Annotated in this window: 20 protein-coding genes; 15 read left to right on the top strand and 5 right to left on the bottom strand. The window is 60.0% G+C overall.

Going from position 1 to position 16,408, the window contains the following annotated elements:
• Window positions 1-9: 9 nt before the first annotated feature.
• The 3 genes from guaA to BLR72_RS14725 all read left to right on the top strand — a co-directional run bounded on the left by guaA (window position 10) and on the right by BLR72_RS14725 (window position 3,121).
• Window positions 10-1,572 carry a glutamine-hydrolyzing GMP synthase gene (guaA, locus tag BLR72_RS14715; RefSeq protein WP_027230150.1) on the top strand — a complete coding sequence of 521 codons (1,563 nt, stop codon included), beginning with the start codon at window positions 10-12 and terminating at the stop codon, window positions 1,570-1,572.
• A gap of 113 nt (window positions 1,573-1,685) precedes the next feature.
• A complete protein-coding gene (locus tag BLR72_RS14720; RefSeq protein WP_027230149.1) occupies window positions 1,686-2,045 on the top strand; it encodes a YciI family protein in 360 nt (119 codons plus the stop codon).
• A 170-nt stretch (window positions 2,046-2,215) separates the two neighbouring features.
• Window positions 2,216-3,121, top strand: coding sequence for a LysR family transcriptional regulator (locus tag BLR72_RS14725; RefSeq protein WP_091949831.1), 906 nt, complete (start codon window positions 2,216-2,218; stop codon window positions 3,119-3,121).
• A gap of 58 nt (window positions 3,122-3,179) precedes the next feature.
• Here the strand turns inward: BLR72_RS14725 and BLR72_RS14730 are convergent, their stop codons facing one another.
• The gene (locus BLR72_RS14730; protein WP_091949833.1) at window positions 3,180-3,917 is read right to left on the bottom strand and encodes a L,D-transpeptidase; all 738 of its coding nucleotides are present in this window, start codon (window positions 3,915-3,917) and stop codon (window positions 3,180-3,182) included.
• Between the two features lie 157 nt (window positions 3,918-4,074).
• On the opposite strand from BLR72_RS14730, the gene BLR72_RS14735 reads away from it, so the two are divergent.
• From BLR72_RS14735 to BLR72_RS14745, 3 genes are read left to right on the top strand one after another with little or no spacing between them, the layout of a single operon-like run.
• Window positions 4,075-4,404 (top strand): ArsR/SmtB family transcription factor, encoded by a 330-nt coding sequence (locus BLR72_RS14735; protein ID WP_091949835.1) that lies wholly within the window; start codon window positions 4,075-4,077, stop codon window positions 4,402-4,404.
• Window positions 4,401-4,865 (top strand): SRPBCC family protein, encoded by a 465-nt coding sequence (locus tag BLR72_RS14740; protein WP_091949837.1) that lies wholly within the window; start codon window positions 4,401-4,403, stop codon window positions 4,863-4,865. Before BLR72_RS14735 ends, BLR72_RS14740 begins: the two co-directional genes overlap by 4 nt.
• 38 nt (window positions 4,866-4,903) lie before the next feature.
• The gene (locus BLR72_RS14745; protein WP_091949839.1) at window positions 4,904-5,320 is read left to right on the top strand and encodes a GFA family protein; all 417 of its coding nucleotides are present in this window, start codon (window positions 4,904-4,906) and stop codon (window positions 5,318-5,320) included.
• 9 nt (window positions 5,321-5,329) lie between these two features.
• Here the strand turns inward: BLR72_RS14745 and BLR72_RS14750 are convergent, their stop codons facing one another.
• A complete protein-coding gene (locus BLR72_RS14750) occupies window positions 5,330-6,748 on the bottom strand; it encodes an MFS transporter (RefSeq protein ID WP_244506727.1) in 1,419 nt (472 codons plus the stop codon).
• A 131-nt stretch (window positions 6,749-6,879) separates the two neighbouring features.
• On the opposite strand from BLR72_RS14750, the gene BLR72_RS14755 reads away from it, so the two are divergent.
• The 5 genes from BLR72_RS14755 (at window position 6,880) to BLR72_RS14775 (ending at window position 10,169) form a co-directional block, all read left to right on the top strand.
• On the top strand, window positions 6,880-7,785 hold the full coding sequence (locus tag BLR72_RS14755; RefSeq protein ID WP_091949843.1) for a LysR family transcriptional regulator: 906 nt from the start codon (window positions 6,880-6,882) through the stop codon (window positions 7,783-7,785).
• Window positions 7,786-7,830: 45 nt separating this feature from the next.
• Complete coding sequence (locus tag BLR72_RS14760; protein WP_091949845.1) at window positions 7,831-8,142, top strand: ArsR/SmtB family transcription factor; 312 nt, start codon at window positions 7,831-7,833, stop codon at window positions 8,140-8,142.
• Window positions 8,139-8,471 carry a hypothetical protein gene (locus tag BLR72_RS14765; RefSeq protein ID WP_091949847.1) on the top strand — a complete coding sequence of 111 codons (333 nt, stop codon included), beginning with the start codon at window positions 8,139-8,141 and terminating at the stop codon, window positions 8,469-8,471. Before BLR72_RS14760 ends, BLR72_RS14765 begins: the two co-directional genes overlap by 4 nt.
• A gap of 36 nt (window positions 8,472-8,507) precedes the next feature.
• Window positions 8,508-9,122: an ATP-dependent Clp protease proteolytic subunit gene (locus BLR72_RS14770; protein WP_091949849.1), complete on the top strand. Its 615-nt coding sequence runs from the start codon at window positions 8,508-8,510 to the stop codon at window positions 9,120-9,122.
• Between the two features lie 210 nt (window positions 9,123-9,332).
• Complete coding sequence (locus BLR72_RS14775; protein WP_091949851.1) at window positions 9,333-10,169, top strand: bifunctional allantoicase/(S)-ureidoglycine aminohydrolase; 837 nt, start codon at window positions 9,333-9,335, stop codon at window positions 10,167-10,169.
• A 9-nt stretch (window positions 10,170-10,178) separates the two neighbouring features.
• Here BLR72_RS14775 and BLR72_RS14780 read toward each other — a convergent pair whose 3' ends face one another.
• The 3 genes from BLR72_RS14780 to BLR72_RS14790 are packed head-to-tail and all read right to left on the bottom strand — an operon-like array spanning window position 10,179 to window position 11,347.
• A complete protein-coding gene (locus BLR72_RS14780) occupies window positions 10,179-10,700 on the bottom strand; it encodes a SixA phosphatase family protein (RefSeq protein ID WP_091949853.1) in 522 nt (173 codons plus the stop codon).
• Between the two features lie 14 nt (window positions 10,701-10,714).
• The gene (locus tag BLR72_RS14785; RefSeq protein ID WP_091949855.1) at window positions 10,715-10,999 is read right to left on the bottom strand and encodes an acylphosphatase; all 285 of its coding nucleotides are present in this window, start codon (window positions 10,997-10,999) and stop codon (window positions 10,715-10,717) included.
• 15 nt (window positions 11,000-11,014) lie between these two features.
• A complete protein-coding gene (locus BLR72_RS14790) occupies window positions 11,015-11,347 on the bottom strand; it encodes a hypothetical protein (protein ID WP_091919512.1) in 333 nt (110 codons plus the stop codon).
• Window positions 11,348-11,495: 148 nt separating this feature from the next.
• Here BLR72_RS14790 and BLR72_RS14795 point away from each other — a divergent pair, with 148 nt between their 5' ends.
• From BLR72_RS14795 to BLR72_RS14810, 4 genes are all read left to right on the top strand, one after another.
• Entirely contained in the window at window positions 11,496-12,215 is a 720-nt protein-coding gene (locus BLR72_RS14795) for a GntR family transcriptional regulator (RefSeq protein WP_091950265.1), read from the top strand.
• A gap of 49 nt (window positions 12,216-12,264) precedes the next feature.
• Window positions 12,265-13,371: a mandelate racemase/muconate lactonizing enzyme family protein gene (locus BLR72_RS14800; protein ID WP_091949857.1), complete on the top strand. Its 1,107-nt coding sequence runs from the start codon at window positions 12,265-12,267 to the stop codon at window positions 13,369-13,371.
• A gap of 1 nt (window position 13,372) precedes the next feature.
• Window positions 13,373-14,557 (top strand): mandelate racemase/muconate lactonizing enzyme family protein, encoded by a 1,185-nt coding sequence (locus BLR72_RS14805; RefSeq protein WP_091949859.1) that lies wholly within the window; start codon window positions 13,373-13,375, stop codon window positions 14,555-14,557.
• 173 nt (window positions 14,558-14,730) lie between these two features.
• Complete coding sequence (locus tag BLR72_RS14810; RefSeq protein WP_091919507.1) at window positions 14,731-16,392, top strand: ABC transporter substrate-binding protein; 1,662 nt, start codon at window positions 14,731-14,733, stop codon at window positions 16,390-16,392.
• Window positions 16,393-16,408 lie beyond the last annotated feature (16 nt).

Here is a 16,408-nt window from a genome sequence, read left to right on the forward strand (position 1 = left end):
AGGCCCGCCATGAACACTCCCGTGCACCCAGATACAGTCCTCATCGTCGATTTCGGCAGCCAGGTTACACAGCTGATCGCCCGCCGCGTGCGCGAGGCCGGCGTCTACTCCGAGATCGTTCCCTTCCAGTCTGCCGCCGAGGCTTTCCACCGCATCCGTCCCAAGGCTGTGATCCTTTCCGGCAGCCCGCACTCGACCGTCGACATCGGGAGCCCGCGCGCCCCGCAGGACGTTTTCGATGCGAACATTCCGGTCCTTGGCATCTGCTATGGCGAGCAGACCATGTGCGCCCAGCTTGGCGGCAAGGTCGAGGGCGGCCACCACCGGGAATTTGGTCGCGCCTTCCTCGATATCCAGGAGGAGTGCGCGCTGTTCGAAGGCGTCTGGGCCAAGGGCACACGCCACCAGGTATGGATGAGCCATGGCGACCGCGTGGTTGAAATTCCGGAAGGCTTCAAGGTCGTGGGCACATCGACCGGCGCGCCCTTCGCGGCGATTGCCGACGAGGCACGCAAATACTATGCCGTCCAGTTCCACCCGGAAGTCGTGCACACGCCGGATGGCGCCAGGCTTCTCCAAAACTTCGTCCACCGCATCGCCGGTATCGAGGGCGACTGGACGATGTCGGCCTATCGCGAGCAGGCCGTCAATGCCATCCGCAAGCAGGTGGGCGACAAGAAGGTGATCTGCGCGCTTTCGGGCGGCGTCGACTCCTCCGTGGCCGCCCTTTTGATCCATGAAGCCGTCGGCGACCAGCTGACCTGCATCCTTGTGGATCACGGCCTGATGCGCAAGAACGAAGCCGCCGACGTCGTTCAGATGTTCCGCGAGCACTACAATCTGCCGCTCATTCTCGTCGATGCCTCGGAGCGCTTCATCAGCGCGCTGGAAGGCGAAGCGGACCCTGAAAAGAAGCGCAAGACGATCGGAAGACTTTTCATCGAAGTCTTTGAGGAAGAAGCCAAAAAGCTCGGCGGCGCCGATTTCCTTGCGCAAGGCACGCTTTACCCGGACGTCATCGAAAGCGTCTCCTTCACCGGCGGCCCGTCGGTGACCATCAAGTCGCATCACAATGTCGGTGGTCTGCCCGACCGCATGAATATGAAACTGGTCGAGCCCTTGCGCGAACTCTTCAAGGATGAGGTGCGCGTGCTCGGCAAGGAACTCGGCCTGCCGGACCATTTCATCGGACGCCACCCATTCCCGGGTCCGGGTCTTGCCATCCGCTGCCCGGGCGGTATCACGCGTGAAAAGCTCGAAATCCTGCGCGAAGCCGACGCTGTCTACCTCGATGAAATCCGCAAAGCCGGTCTCTACGACGTGATCTGGCAGGCCTTCGCCGTCCTTCTGCCGGTGCAGACCGTCGGCGTCATGGGCGATGGGCGCACCTATGAGTTTGTCTGTGCGTTGCGGGCGGTCACCTCCGTCGATGGCATGACGGCGGATTTCTACCACTACGATATGGGCTTCCTCGGCCAGGCGGCGACGCGGATCATCAATGAAGTCAAGGGCATCAACCGCGTTGTCTACGACGTGACTTCAAAGCCGCCCGGCACGATCGAGTGGGAGTAGGCTTTTGCCGCCGAGCCTCGTTCGTCTAAAAATGCTGACACTTGTCGGTTTCCGAAAGCCCCGTTCGTCGTTTGTATGAATGGCCGAGATTGGCTCAAACAAGGAGACAGACGATGCGTGTGATGGTTTTGGTAAAGGCGACCGAAGACAGCGAAAAGGGGCTTCTTCCCACGGCCGAGATGTTCGAGGCCATGGGCAGGTATAATGACGAACTGACCAAGGCGGGAATCTTGCGCGATGCCGATGGGCTCAAGCCGTCCTCGCAGGGCAAGCGCGTTGCTTTCGATGGCGCGAACCGCACGGTTATCGACGGTCCATTCGCCGCACCGCGCGAACTGGTCGCCGGCTTCTGGCTCTGGGATGTCAAGGATATGGACGAAGCGGTCGCATGGGTGAAGCGCTGCCCCAACCCCATGCCGGGCCCGAGCGAGATCGAAATCCGTCCGCTTTATGAGATGGCTGATTTTCAATGACGAACCGACGGCGGTCGTAGGTTTAGCGCGGCGATAACCGCCGCGCTGGCAGAACACATCGCTTTTTGATGAGCCGGCCATCGCCGAAGGCATTGTCAGTCAGCGGATAACCAATTGCGCACCCGCTCCGATCCGTTATGGTGTCAGTGTTTCATAACTAGGAGTTATTGATGGATATCAACACAGCTCTGCGGGCATTCGTCAGAACGGTCGAAAAAGGGTCCGTTACGGGAGCTGCGCGCGATCTGGCAATATCCCAACCAGCCGTTACGAAGCATCTACGCAATCTCGAGCGCCACGTAAATGCGCGGCTTCTCGAACGATCGTCGAAAACGGTCCGTCCAACCGCTCACGGCATGACGCTCTACGAAGTGAGTAGAAATGCGTTGGCCTCGATCGACGCTGCGATGGAGGGCGTACGTCGCGATATGGGCGAAATCGAAGGCAACTTGAGAGTTCATGCACCGTCCTGCCTCGGCGCTCAGCATCTTCACGGAATGATTATGCTATTTCAGGACGATCATCCCGCCGTCACTGTCGATTTGGTTCTGGATAATAGGAATGTCGACCTCATTTATGAAAACTTCGATCTCGCTGTGCGCTACGGGAAAATCGTAAGCCAGGAAGTCATCGCGAGACGCATCGGATGGATACAGCGGATACTGGTTGCCTCACCAGATTACATCAAACGCGCGGGCCCCATTGAAACGCTGGAGCGTATTGCAGAATGCGATATGGTCGCGACCACTACGATATTCTCCCCTCGTGACAGTCTGACGCTTTGCCACGGTGACGATACGATCGAGATCAATGTCAGACCCGTGTTGAAGACAAACAGCGCCCAGGTCCTAACGACAAGCCTGTTAGCCGGCCGTGGTATCGGCCCTGCACAAGTGAACCTGGTATCCCGGGAACTTGCGGAAGGATTGCTCGTCCGGGTTCTCCCGGATTATGCCGTTAAGCCTACGGAGGTTTTTCTGACTTATCCGTCCACGAAATTTATGAGGCCGGTCGTCCGCGCCTTTACTGATTTTATCGTTCCAAAACTCCGGTCCGTCGAAGGAATTACGACCTGAGCCATAGTGTCGTCAGCTACGCGGCGACTGACGGCTTCTGGCCAGAAATTTCGGACCGTCAAGCCATCGATTGTACCGGACCGCGTGGAGCTTGATGGACGATAATTCGAGCGTGATAAGGCACGCGGTCGTAGAGATCGATGACGTCTTGGTTTACCAGGCGTACGCAGCCCGATGAAGTCGCCTTACCGATAGACCACCACTCCGGCGTCCCATGAAGGCGATAAAGCGTGTCATGACCGTTTTGGAAGATGTAGAGCGCGCGGGCGCCCAACGGATTTGCGACACCAGGATCCATGCCGCCATTTGCAACGGAATATTTTTCCAGCTCGGGCTTTCGCGCAATCATTTCGCTTGGCGGCTTCCATCGTGGCCACGGTTGCCGCCAATGAATCTTACCTTCACCCTCCCAGGCAAAGCCGTCGCGCCCTATGCCCACACCATAGCGCATTGCGGTACCGCCCGATTCCACCACATAGAGAAAGCGTCCAGGCGTATCGACAACTATGGTGCCTGCGGGCTCGCCCGTTGGGTCCACGACGCGCTGCCGGACGTACTTTAGGTCCAGTTTTTGGTAAGGCACAGCCGGTATGGAATGGCCGCCATCCTCGAAAGCCGCGTAGCGCGCATCGAGTTCCGACGTAGGCGAAATCCCGACGACAGCGCTTGTCTGGAGGGGCTCCATACGTTCAACGACTGGCGTTGTCGTTGAACATCCAGCGAGGGCTGCGCCTGCCGACATGGATGATCCCAGCAGAAAGGTGCGCCGAGACAATTGAATGTTGTTGTTAGTCATATTTAGGCATGTTCCATAGCTGCGGTGCCTAAAGATGATTAAGGGAGGGCTGCGCGTCCATACGTTATGTGTGATCGCAACCATATCCAAAAGTTATAATTCCATTGGCATTATGATTAGCATTGACTAATGAATTAGCATTCACTAATGTATTCTCATGCTCGATGCTACTCCCATCACCAACGTCATGCGTACGCTCGCGGATCCTACCCGGCGCGCCGTGTTCGAGCGGATCGTTCGAACCGATGAAATCACGGTGGTGGAGCTGACGCGGGGAAGCGGCGTGACGCAGGGAGCCATATCGCAGCACCTGAAGTCGCTGAAACGCGCCGGCCTGGTTGCCGAACGGCCCGAGGGGCGCAACGTCTATTATCGCGCCAGGCCCGAAGGGCTGGAGCCGCTGTTTGACTGGATGGACTACTACGGCGTCTTCTGGCGCGAGCGGTTCGCTAATCTTCGCAGCCTTCTCAAGGAGATCGATCCATGAACGACGCCGCATTGAACGCCGATACGCACGACATCGTTGTCGACGAGGTCTTCCCGCATGCGCCGGAGACGATCTGGAAGACGCTGACCACCGGCGCATTGATTGGCCGCTGGATGATGGCGGCCCAGGGTTTTGAACCCGTGAAGGGCAACCGCTTCACCTATCAGACCACACCGGCGGGAGAGTGGGACGGCACCATTCATTGCGAGGTTCTCGAGGCCATACCCAATGAACGCTTCGTCTATGCCTGGAAAGGAGGTCACGAGAGCAACACCGGCTATGGCTCGCGCCTCGACACGATCGTAACATTCGTCCTGAAACCGGTCGAAAACGGCACGCGGCTCACGCTGACCCATTCCGGCTTCATCGCGCCGAAGAACGATACAGCGTTCAGGAGCATGAGCGACGGCTGGAGAAAGATCATCCCGCGTATCGGCGATGTCGCCGACGAAACGAACTAACTTCCCAATCCGGACATAACCATCCTTGGAGGAAACTCATGAGCAAGCCTTATATCGGCGGCTGCGCCTGCGGCGCCGTTCGCTATGAAATCGCGGCCGAACCCGTATTCTCTAACGATTGCCAATGCCGTGACTGCCAAAGGCGCAGCGGCACCGGACACGGATCCTACATGACCTTTGCCGGCGCTAACCCGAAACTCAGCGGCGAGGCGAAGCTGTGGGCGCTTGCGGGCGACAGTGCCAACATAAAGTCGCACGGCTTTTGCCCGACCTGCGGATCGCCGGTCTATCTGACCTTCGCGACCATGCCGGAGCTCTTTACCATTCATGCGGCAAGTCTCGACGATCCGAACCGCTACGTGCCGCAGGTCGTGACCTACGCCATGCGCGCGCTACCCTGGGATCATGTCGATCCGGCCCTGCCAAAGTTCGACAAGATGCCGCCGGACATGTGATCTCATTGCCTATGCTCGCGGGATGGTCGCGGTTCGCATGGCGACCGCAAGTGCAACGAGCGCCAGAACCGCAGCAGCCGCGAAGGTCACATGCATGCCAGCAATGATCGCATCGGCAGGTGCTGCCGCGATATCAAGCGCCGAGGATGCCCGGGCAAAAACCGCCCCCATCACCGATGCGCCGGTAATCAGCCCAAGATTGCGGGAGAGGCTGAGCATGCCCGAGATGACGCCGCGCTGGTCGACGGCGACGTCCTTCATGGTCGCGGTATTATTGGCCGCCTGAAACAGGGCATAGCCCGGCGTGAGGATGGCAATGGCGGTGACATAGCCGGCAATGCCGAACGTCGCCGGTATCAGGCAGAGCGCAAGTGAACCCGCCACCATAAGGGAGAGGCCGGCAAGAATGATGGCGCGCGTGCCGCGACGATCGACCATCCGCCCCGCCGGCACGCCGCTCAAGGCGGAGATGATCGGCCCGCCCGACATGACAATGCCGACGAGGGCGGCGCTCAGCCCAAGCCCGTGCGCCAGGTAGAAGGGGCCGACGACCAATGTCGTCATCATGACGGTCGAGACGAGCCCGTTCATGGCAAGGCTGCCGCTCAAAACCCGGCTGCGCAGTATCGCCAGCTGAACCAGAGGAGATTTCGTCCTTTTCTCCACGAGCACAAAAAGCATGCCCGCGACAACTGCAAGCCCGATCAGGCCTGCGCTGAAGCCGTCGAATCGGCCCCGACCAATCGTCATCGCCAGGGCATAGGCGGCAAGTGTCACCGCCAGCAGCAATGTGCCCGGCAGGTCGAAGCCGGTGCGGGTTGAAAGGCCTTTGCGGCTTTCGCCCGGCAGATAGCGATAGGCTAGAACGAAGTTGCCAACGCCCAGCGGCACCATCGCCAGAAAGATCGCGGGCCAGCCGGCGCCGGCGATCAACACGCCGCCGAGCGAAGGACCGAGCGCCGTTCCGATTGCCGACATCGTTCCGAGCAAGCCCATGGCGCTGCCGATCCTTGCCTTCGGAATCGTTTCGCCAACAAATGCGATGCTGAGCGACATCAGGATAGCCGCTCCAAGCCCCTGCGCCGTGCGGGCGGCAACCAGCATCCACAATGTGGGGGCCGCGGCGCACAAGGCGGAGGCAAGGGTGAACAGCAGGATTCCGGCGAGGAGCACCTGCCGATGGCCGACAACGTCCCCGAGGCGTCCCACGCTTACGATGCAAACCGTGACGGCAAGAAGATAGGCGAGGATGATCCACTGCACGTGCTGGAACGGCGCGGAGAATGCCTGCGCCAGCGTCGGTAACGCGACGTTGGCGATGCTGACGCCGAGGGCAGCAAGCAGCGTCGAGAGTGCAAGCGCGGTGAGCGTCAACCGAGCGGATACCTCCTTGCTTCCGGCTGCCGGTTCCGTTCGATCAATCGCCATCTGGTCCATCTTCGGGGCTCCTTGCCACTTCCCCCGGTAGGCTAAGCGCTTGCGACAGATGGCGGAAGACGCAGCATTTGCACTTCAATCGTGCGTTTGACGCCATATCTCAGACTCCGTATGGTCGTGGCATGACGCCGCCCGACCTGAACCTGCTCGTTACGCTCGATGTGCTCCTCGCGGAGGGCAGCGTCGCGCGCGCCGCCAAACGTCTGAGACTGAGCCCATCGGCGATGAGCAGGGCGCTCGCGCGTCTGCGCGAGACGACAGGCGACCCGCTCCTTGTCCGTGCCGGGCGTGGTCTAGTCCCGACACCGCGTGCGCTTGAACTGCGGGACCGAGTGGGTCCACTCGTGGAGGAGGCGCGGGCCGTTCTGCGGCCGCAGGAATCACTCGACCTCAGGGGCCTCAAGCGAAGCTTTACCTTGCGCACCAGCGACGGCTTCGTCGAAACGTTCGGGCCGCAACTGATGGCACGGGTCGGCGCAGAAGCGCCGGGTGTACGCCTGCGTTTTGCGCAAAAGGCCGATAGGGAAAGTGCCCCGCTTCGCGACGGCACCGTGGATCTCGAAACAGGCGTCGTCGGCAAGGCGACGAGCCCGGAATTGCGCATCCAGACGTTGTTCCGCGATCGGTTCGTCGGTGTGGTTCGCAAAGGCCATGCACTCGCCGCGGGCGAGGTGACCACCCGGGGCTACGTCGGGGGGCGGCATGTCAGTGTTTCGCGGCGCGGGGTCGACAGGGGACCCATCGACGAGGCCCTGGAATTGCTGGGGCTTGAACGAGAAATCGTGGTGACCGTCGGCGGATTTGCGAGTGCGCTGGCGCTTTCCCGCGGTTCGAACCTGATCGCCAGCGTGCCGGAACGGCACACGAGCGCCTTGCGTATAGGCATGCACAGCTTCCCGCTTCCGGTTTCGATGCCAGTCGTCACCGTTTCGCTGCTTTGGCATCCACGCCATGATGCCGATGCCGCGCACCGCTGGCTGCGAGACTGCGTGCAAGACGCCTGCGCCGAACAAATTGAGCAGGATTAAACTGGCTCGCTTGACATTGAGATAAGTGTTTGCTTATCTCAATCCATGGAACAAATCGTTTTCAAAGCCCTTGCTGATCCGACGCGCCGGGCCATTTTTGAAAAGCTCGCAGCCGCGCCGCAGAATGCCACAGAGTTGCGTCAAGGCTTTGGCATAACCCAGCCCGCCATGTCGCAGCATCTGTCGGTCCTGCGCGAAGCGCGGCTTCTGAAGGAGCGCCGCGAAGGGCGGTTTACCCAATATGAAGTCGAGCCCGATGGCCTTTTGATATTGGTCAACTGGCTTGCCAAATATCGCACCTATTGGCCTGATCGCGCTGCCGATCTGGAGGACCTGCTCAAGGAGATGGACCAGTGAATGAAGCCCCTTCACGTTCCGAGCCGCAGCTCAAGTTTAGCTTCGAATTCGAGGCCGACCCAGACAAGGTTTGGAAGGCGATCAGCGTCGAAGCCTTTCGCAAGCGCTGGCTCCCGGACCAGAATGTGCTCGAGGTTCTGCACGAAACGCAACGCGAACAACTTGAGTTGCTGATCGAGGAGACCGAGCCGCCGCACCACCAAGGCATTGTGACTTTCAGCGTACGTGCAAATGGCCGTGGCGGCACCATTTTTGGAATCGTTCACCGGCGAACCATGGCCCGGGTGGCTGCGAACGACGCCGTGCCAAGAATGCTGCTCGCCGCTTAATACTCAAAACATCAATCGGAAATCTGGAGGTTGCGCATGCGCGACACGATGCAACTCGTCCCTATGGTGGTGGAACAATCCTCGCGTGGAGAACGCTCATTCGATATCTATTCGCGCTTGCTGCGCGAGCGTATCGTGTTTCTGAACGGCGAGGTGAACGATGCCATGTCGGCAACGGTCTGCGCGCAGTTGCTTTTCCTCGAAGCGGAAAACCCCAAGCTGCCCATCGCACTCTACATCAATTCCTACGGCGGCGTTATCACCAGTGGGCTTGCCATGTATGACACCATGCAGTTCATCCGCGCTCCCGTACACACATTGTGCATGGGAACTGCGCGATCGATGGGGTCTTTTCTTCTCATGGGTGGCGAGCCGGGGCACAGGGTTGCCTTGCCGAATGCCAGCCTTCATGTCCATCAGCCCCTCGGAGGATTTCAGGGCCAAGCGTCCGATGTCCTGATCCATGCCGAGGAAATGGCGCAGGTCAAACACCGCATGATCACACTTTACGCCAGGCATTGCGGGCGAACCTACGAAGAGGTGGAACGGACACTCGACCGCGACAAGTTCATGAACGCCGAGCAGGCGGCGGAGTGGGGGTTGATCGACCGGGTGCTGACGTCACGAAACAACGACCTGGAGGCGCGCTAGGGAGGGACGTTCCTCCCTGATCGACCGATAGGTAGGAGCCGCTGGCCTGCCCTGTCGCATCAACAAATTTTGACCGGCCGTGGCTCGCGTTAAACGTGCAAGCACTTTCAATTTTTTAAGGGGTATGAATCGGCCCTTGTTTGGCTATTGAGGAAGGCGTTATCTGGATTTCGAGGCCCGCCTTCGGCGGGAGACGCAGAGGAAATGGCCATGGCTCAACGAACCTATTCCGCTCCCCACGGGGGCGCACCCGCGCAAACGCAGCTCCTGACAGACCGCGCGGTGTTTACCGAAGCCTATGCCTTGATCCCGAAGGGCGTGATGATGGATATCGTCACAAGCCTCCTGCCGTTCTGGGACGACACCCGGCTTTGGGTGCTTTCGCGTCCGCTCTCCGGCTTTGCCGAGACATTCTCGCAATATATCATGGAAGTAGCGCCCGGCGGCGGCAGTGAGCGGCCCGAGCTCGACCTTGGCGCCGAGGGCGTGCTTTTCATTCTCGAAGGCGAACTGAGCGTCACGCTCGATGGCAAGAAGCAGGTGATGCAGCCCGGCGGCTTTGCTTTCATCCCGCCGGCAAGCAACTGGAAAGTTCGCAATGAAAGCAGCGCGCCGGTCCGCTTCCATTGGATCCGCAAGGCTTACGAAGCCGTTGAAGGTATCGAGATGCCGGAAGCCTTTTTCGCGAATGAAGCGGATATTGCACCGGCGCCGATGCCGGGCACCGAGGGCAAATGGGCGACGACGCGTTTTGTCGATCCGTCGGATCTGCGTCACGACATGCACGTGACGATCGTGACTTTCGAGCCTGGCGCCGTCATTCCCTTTGCCGAAACCCACGTCATGGAACATGGTCTCTACGTACTCGAGGGCAAGGCCGTCTACCGGCTCAACCAGGATTGGGTTGAAGTGGAGGCGGGCGATTTCATGTGGCTCCGCGCCTTCTGTCCGCAGGCGTGCTATGCTGGCGGTCCGGGCAAGTTCCGCTATCTGCTCTATAAGGATGTCAACCGCCACATGAAGCTCAGCCTGACGCCGCGGCGCTAGGCTCGGTTTTTAGTTTGTATCTTCGAGCGACTTCGGCGTCTCGAACCGCTTGAGTTCGCCGCGGTCGGTTTCAACAGCTGTCCAGTCCTTGGCATTGAAATCGATCACGGCAATGCCGGCGGTCGGGAATTTTTCGCGCAGCCGCGAAAGATCGGGTTCGGGCCCACCCGCCACATGCTGGCGCGCGAACTCTTCAAGCCCGGGATTGTGGCCGACGAGCATCAGGGTCGAGATGGTGGCGGGTGCCTGCCGGACAACGTCGAGAAGTGCGTTGACGGGTGCATCGTAAAGGCGCGGCTCGGCTTTCCATTCGAGCTTTACTCCAACTTCGGCGGATGCCAGCTCAAACGTCTGCATGGCTCTTCTCGCGGTCGAAACGAGGGTAAGATCGGGAAGCAACTGCTGACGCGCTAGGAACGCACCCATCAATGGCGCCGTCCGCCGGCCACGTTTGGCGAGCGGCCGTTCATGGTCCTCGACGCCCGCCGGCCATTCCGATTTTGCATGCCGAAAGAGGATGAGCCTGCGCATCGAAGTCCTCGCATTTACGACGTTATCCGAAACTCCCCCGACAGATTCTCTGGCTCTGCAATCTCAGACACGACATCCTTTACCGACGCACCGGGCGGCCCCTGCCAGAACCGATCGAGCATCGAGGATACCGCGTTCTCCGGCCCCTCGATAAAGGCCAATACGCTCCCGTCCGGTTCGTTGCGGACCCAGCCCCCCAATCCGAGCCTGCGCGCTTCCATGCGCGTCCAGACGCGGTAGCTTACGCCCTGTACGCGGCCCGATATGCGAACCATCTTCGCCTGATGCTCCTCCGGCATCGCGTCTCCTGCCGATTATTCGGTGGCGGACCCGAATGTTATCAATCCGACCGCAAGTATAGCAAAGATGATGCCGAAGGATTGAACAATCGACAGCTTCTCGCCAAAGAAAACCAGCGCGATGAGATTGACCGCAATAAGCTGGATGACAGCCGAGAGGCTGAAAGCCGATGCCATGCCGAACTCGCGTACCAGACGCAGCATGATGAGATTGCCGACGGAATAGAGAACAATGGTTAGAACCAGCTTCGCGTTGCTCGGCGCCAGCGCCCATGCCTTTGCGCACGTCGCGGCGAGCAGGAACGTGAATGTCGAAGCGGTGAGCTGCAAAAAGCCCGTCAAGGTCATGTCGATCTCCGGTGGATAGGTACGCGTTACGTCTCGGTCAGTCTGCTGTTAAAGCGGTCAGATCGACATGTCGATGCTAATGCTGCGAGTTCTCGATTGCAATATTGTCGACAATCTGATTTTCTTGCATCGGAACGAGGATCCATCCATGAGCGCTACGGATTTTGACCCCATTGTCGATACGACCCGTAGGGCCGAGATCGTCAGCCTGCTCAAACGGGCCATCCTCACCGGCAAGCTCGAACCTGGCCAGAAACTCAACGAACTGCGCATCTCCGAACAGATGCGGGTGAGCCGCGCGCCCTTGCGCGAAGCCATGCGCGAGTTGGTCCAGGAGGGCATTCTTACCAGCATTCCCTATGCGGGCACATTCGTGATCGAAGTGACGGCGAAGGATATCGAGGATGCCTATTCGCTCAACCAGGTTCTCGACGAATTTGCCATCGAAAGAACGTGGCCGCTCCGCACCGAGGTCTTCTTTGCCGAACTTGACAGACGTCATGCTGCGGTAAAGCAGGCGACCCTCGACATCGACACGACCAGGCAGATCGAGACGGCGCTGCAACTGCACGGCCTGATCTATGAATGGGCCGATCACCCACTCCTGCTGGATACGTGGCAGCGCCTCACCAGCCGCCTGCAGATGTATTTCGCCTTGCATCAACGGGCACGCAACGAGCCCGTGCCCTCGCTCGATGTGCACGAGGAATATGTGCGTCTTCTCAAAGGCAAGGACATGAAAGCGGCGCAGCGGCACGCCCGTGAGCACATCGCCCTCGATTTTGAGGAACTTGTTGCTTTTGCGCGCGGGCTTGAGGAGAGGCAGGCCGCCAAGAAGCCGGGGAGCCGCAAACGCCTCGACAATTGAGCGCGGACCGCAGGCGCTCTCCACAGATAATAACACGGGAACGGTTATCGTGCAGATCAAGTCCATCAAAGCCTACAGTCTTATGCAACCCTTTGTCGGCGGCCGCTACAATATGTCGAAGGGGCGTGGTGCCGACGGTTTCGATGCAATCCTCGTTTCTATTACCTCCGACACCGGGGTGACCGGCTGGGGCGAGATGGCGCCACTTGGAAACTTCTATTCGGCTGCCTTTGCCGCAGGCGCCAGGGCAGGTGTTCCGGAAATCGCGCCACATCTGCTCGGCAGGGACCCGCGCGGGCTCGCGCAGATAAACCGACTGATGGATACTGTCTTCAACGGCCACCCCTATATCAAGGCTGCCTTCGACATGGCCTGCTGCGACCTCACGGCCCGCGCCGCCGAGGTCCCGCTGGTGACGATGCTCGGCGGCCGCGAAAGCGATATGGCCGATCTCTACAAGGTCGTCACCCACGGCTCCGTCGACGCGATGGTTGATCTTGCCAGGCGCATCGTCGGCGAAGGGTTTCATCGCCTGCAGGTCAAGGTGGGCGGCAAGGTCCACGACGATATCGAGCGGGTAACCGCCGTCGCTGCGGCGGTGCCGAAAGGCACGGTGATCTTCTGTGATGCCAATGGCGGCTGGACCGCCTATCAGGCACGCCAGTTCGCCGATGCGACACGCGCCATCGACTACACGATGGAGCAGCCGTGCCTCGCGATCGACGATTGCCTCTCCGTTCGCCGTTCGCTCGACAAGCCGATGGTGCTCGATGAATCGGTCACCTCGCTCGAACAGATGCTCGAAATTCATCGCAAGGGCGCGGCTGACGGACTGACCCTCAAGATCTCGCGGCTCGGCGGCGTCACCAAGACCCGCCAGATCCGCGACGTCGCCGTCGATCTCGGCTTCATGATCACGGTGGAAGACACAGGCGGCGCCGAGGTTGACACGGCTGCCATGGCCCACCTCTCGCTATCGACGCCGGAAGAGCGGCGCTTGCATGCCATCGCCTTTCACGAATGGGTGACGGTCCGCACTGCACGCAACGCGCCCCCGGTTGTCGGCAGCCGCATGGGCGTGCCGGACGGTCCGGGGCTCGGCATCGATGTCGATACCGATCTCCTCGGCAAGCCGTTTCTCGAACTGAGCCACTGACATGAAAATCCGCCGCATTACCGCAACCCCGATCAACCTGACGCTCGAAGCGCCCTATGTCTGGGTGTTCGGCGAACTCGACGGCTTTTCGCCAACCATCGTCGAAGTCGAAACCGATGATGGGATTATCGGGCTCGGCGAAGCGCCGAGTTCGGCCGCCGCCGCGATCATCAATGACACGCTGGCGCCTCGCCTGATCGGGGGCGATCCGATCGATATTGCCGGCGCCGAGAACGTCTGCCTGCCGTTCTGGACCGGCGTCCAGAGCATCAACGATCGCACGCGCATCCTCGCCTTTGGCGCAATCGAGATGGCGCTCTGGGACATTCGTGGCAAGGCCTGGAACCAGCCGCTCTATCAATTGCTCGGCGGGGCGGTGCGCAAGGAAATACCTTTCACCGATTATTTCTCCCTGCGCGGCGATGGCGCGGCCACGATTGGCGAGAAGACCCCGGAGGAAGTTGCCGACTATTGCGTCGAGCTCAACGAGCAGTTCGGGACCACGTTTTTCGAGGGAAAGTTCTCGACCGAAGACCCGAAGGTCTCGCTGCGTATGCTCGAACTCATCCGCAAGAAGCTCGGCGACGACGTGATGCTGCGAATCGATTCCAACCAAGCTTATTCACTTGCAACTGCTCGGCAACTTGTGCGAGCCTTGGAGCAACTGAACGTTCGCAACTGGGAAGATCCTGTCGCGACAATCGAGGAAATGCGTGAATTGCGTCGCCATTGTTCGATACCGTTCTCGACGCACAACATCGACATTGCCCGCGCCATGGAACTGCGGGTGCCGGACGCGATTGTCGGCAACCCCGCGACCCACGGTGGCATCGGCCGCCTCGTCCGCTTCATTGGCGCCTGCGAACACGCCGGCATCGATTTCTGGTGCTATAGCGGCGATTCGGGTGTCGGCAGCGCCGCTTACCTTCACCTCTGCGCGGCGCTCGGCTGGATTAGGGAGCCAAATCAGTCGCTTTTCCGAATGCAAACCACCGACGTCATCGAGGAAGGGCCGTTTTCACCGCGAAACAATGTCGTTCCAGTGCCAGAAGGGCCGGGACTGGGGGTTACACTCGATCGGGACCGCCTTGCTGCCTGCCACAGGGATTTTGCCGAGAACGGCTCCAAGAACAAGTATCACGACCCTGCGAAGCCCGGTACCTACCGGCGCTTGCCGCTGAACTGAAAGGAGAATTTTTCGCTTGCTGCCTGACCCGGCGCCAAGACCGGGCATTACGCGATCGGAGGAAAAGGCATCTTAAGTTTGTCGGTCACGGACGATCCGGCAACTCGGCGACCAGGAGCGCTGCCTAACTCATCGTCCGGTTAAAACATGATCCAGGGGAAAGAGCAGAAGCCATGAAAAACTATAAGTTCCTCGATATGCTCCGGCGCGGCCGGACCGATCTCGAAAACCATCTCATCGACGGCCTGGTCGACGGCAGGGTAAGCCGCCGGGAATTCATTCGTCACGGCAGCCTGCTTGGCCTGTCCCTGCCTTTCCTCGGCAGCGTCGGATTTGCCGCCGGCATGGGTGGCATGCCCAGTCTTGCGCGCGCGCAAGGCACGGCCGGAGCGACGATCCGCGTTGCCAGCAGCGTGCCTGCCGCGGCGATCGAACCCGTCAGCGTCGCCGATGCCGGAGGCCTGCTCATGTTGCAGCAATGCGGCGAGTTCCTGTGCCTCGATGGCCCGGATCTTGTCCTGAAGCCGATGCTGGCCGAAAGCTGGAAGCCGAATGACAAGGGTGACGTCTGGACCTTCAATCTGCGCAAGGGCGTCAAGTTCCACAGCGGCGGCGAGATGAAAGCCGACGACGTCGTGGCGAGTATCGATCGCCTCGCCGACCCGGCGAACTCGTCCAATGCGCTTTCGGTCTTTACCGGGTTCCTGCAGAAGGGCGCTACCAAGAAGATCGACGATTACACGGTGGAGTTCCACCTCGACGCGCCAAACGGCAACTTCCCCTACATGGTGTCGTCGGACAACTACAACGCGATCATCATTCCGGCCGATTACAAGGGCGATTTCGAGAAGAACTTCAACGGTACCGGGCCGTTCAAGCTCGAGAAGTACACGCCGAAGGTCGGCGCATCTTTTGTGCGCAATGAGGACTACTGGGGCGAAAAAGCACTCCCGGCACGGACGGAATTCACCTTCTTCGGTGATATCCAGCCGATGATCCTTGCGCTTCAGGGCCGTCAGGTCGACGTAATCAACCAGATGCCGGTGCTTGCCGGCGTCGCACTGCTCACCGATCCGAACGTCGAAATCATCAGCCTGAAATCCGTGGCCCATCACCAGGTCCACATGCGCACGGACATGGACCCGTTCAAGGATCCCCGGGTGCGCCGCGCCGTAGCGCTCAGTATCGATCGCAACAAGCTGCAAAAGGGGCTGATGCGGGGTCGGGCCTCGCTTGGCAATGACAGCCCGTTTGCGCCGGCCTTTCCGTCAACGGATACGACCGTTGCGCAGCGCCAGCAGGATCTGAAGCAGGCAAAGGAACTGATGGAGGCTGCTGGAGCTGGCAAGGGTTTCAAGGTTACGCTCACCACCGAGCGCTATCTGGAAATTCCGGAATATGCCCAGCTCATCCAGAATGCGGTCAAGGAGATCGGCATCGACCTCCAGCTCAACATTCTCGATCAGGGCGCCTATTACGGCGATGCGGTGTTCGGCAAGTCCAACTGGCTCGATTCCGTTATGGGCATCACCGACTACGGCCATCGCGGCGTGCCGAATGTCTACCTCTCCGCGCCCTTGAAGAGCGAAGGCACGTGGAACTCGGCGCATTTCAAGAACAAGGACTACGATACGCTCGCTGCCGGATACATCGCTGCGCTCGACCTTGAGGCGCAGAAGGAGACGGCCGGCAAGATTCAGCGGCTGCTGCTCGAGGAAACGCCGGTTATCTTCGGCTATTTCTTCGACTACCTCACGGCAACGGCAAAGGGCGTTTCCGGCGTACAGCCGACGGCAATGTCGCAGAACTATCTCGACCGCGCCTCGAAGGCGTAAGGGAGGAACGGACATC

Source organism: Phyllobacterium sp. YR620 (genome assembly GCF_900104165.1).
Classification (GTDB): domain Bacteria; phylum Pseudomonadota; class Alphaproteobacteria; order Rhizobiales; family Rhizobiaceae; genus Phyllobacterium; species Phyllobacterium pellucidum.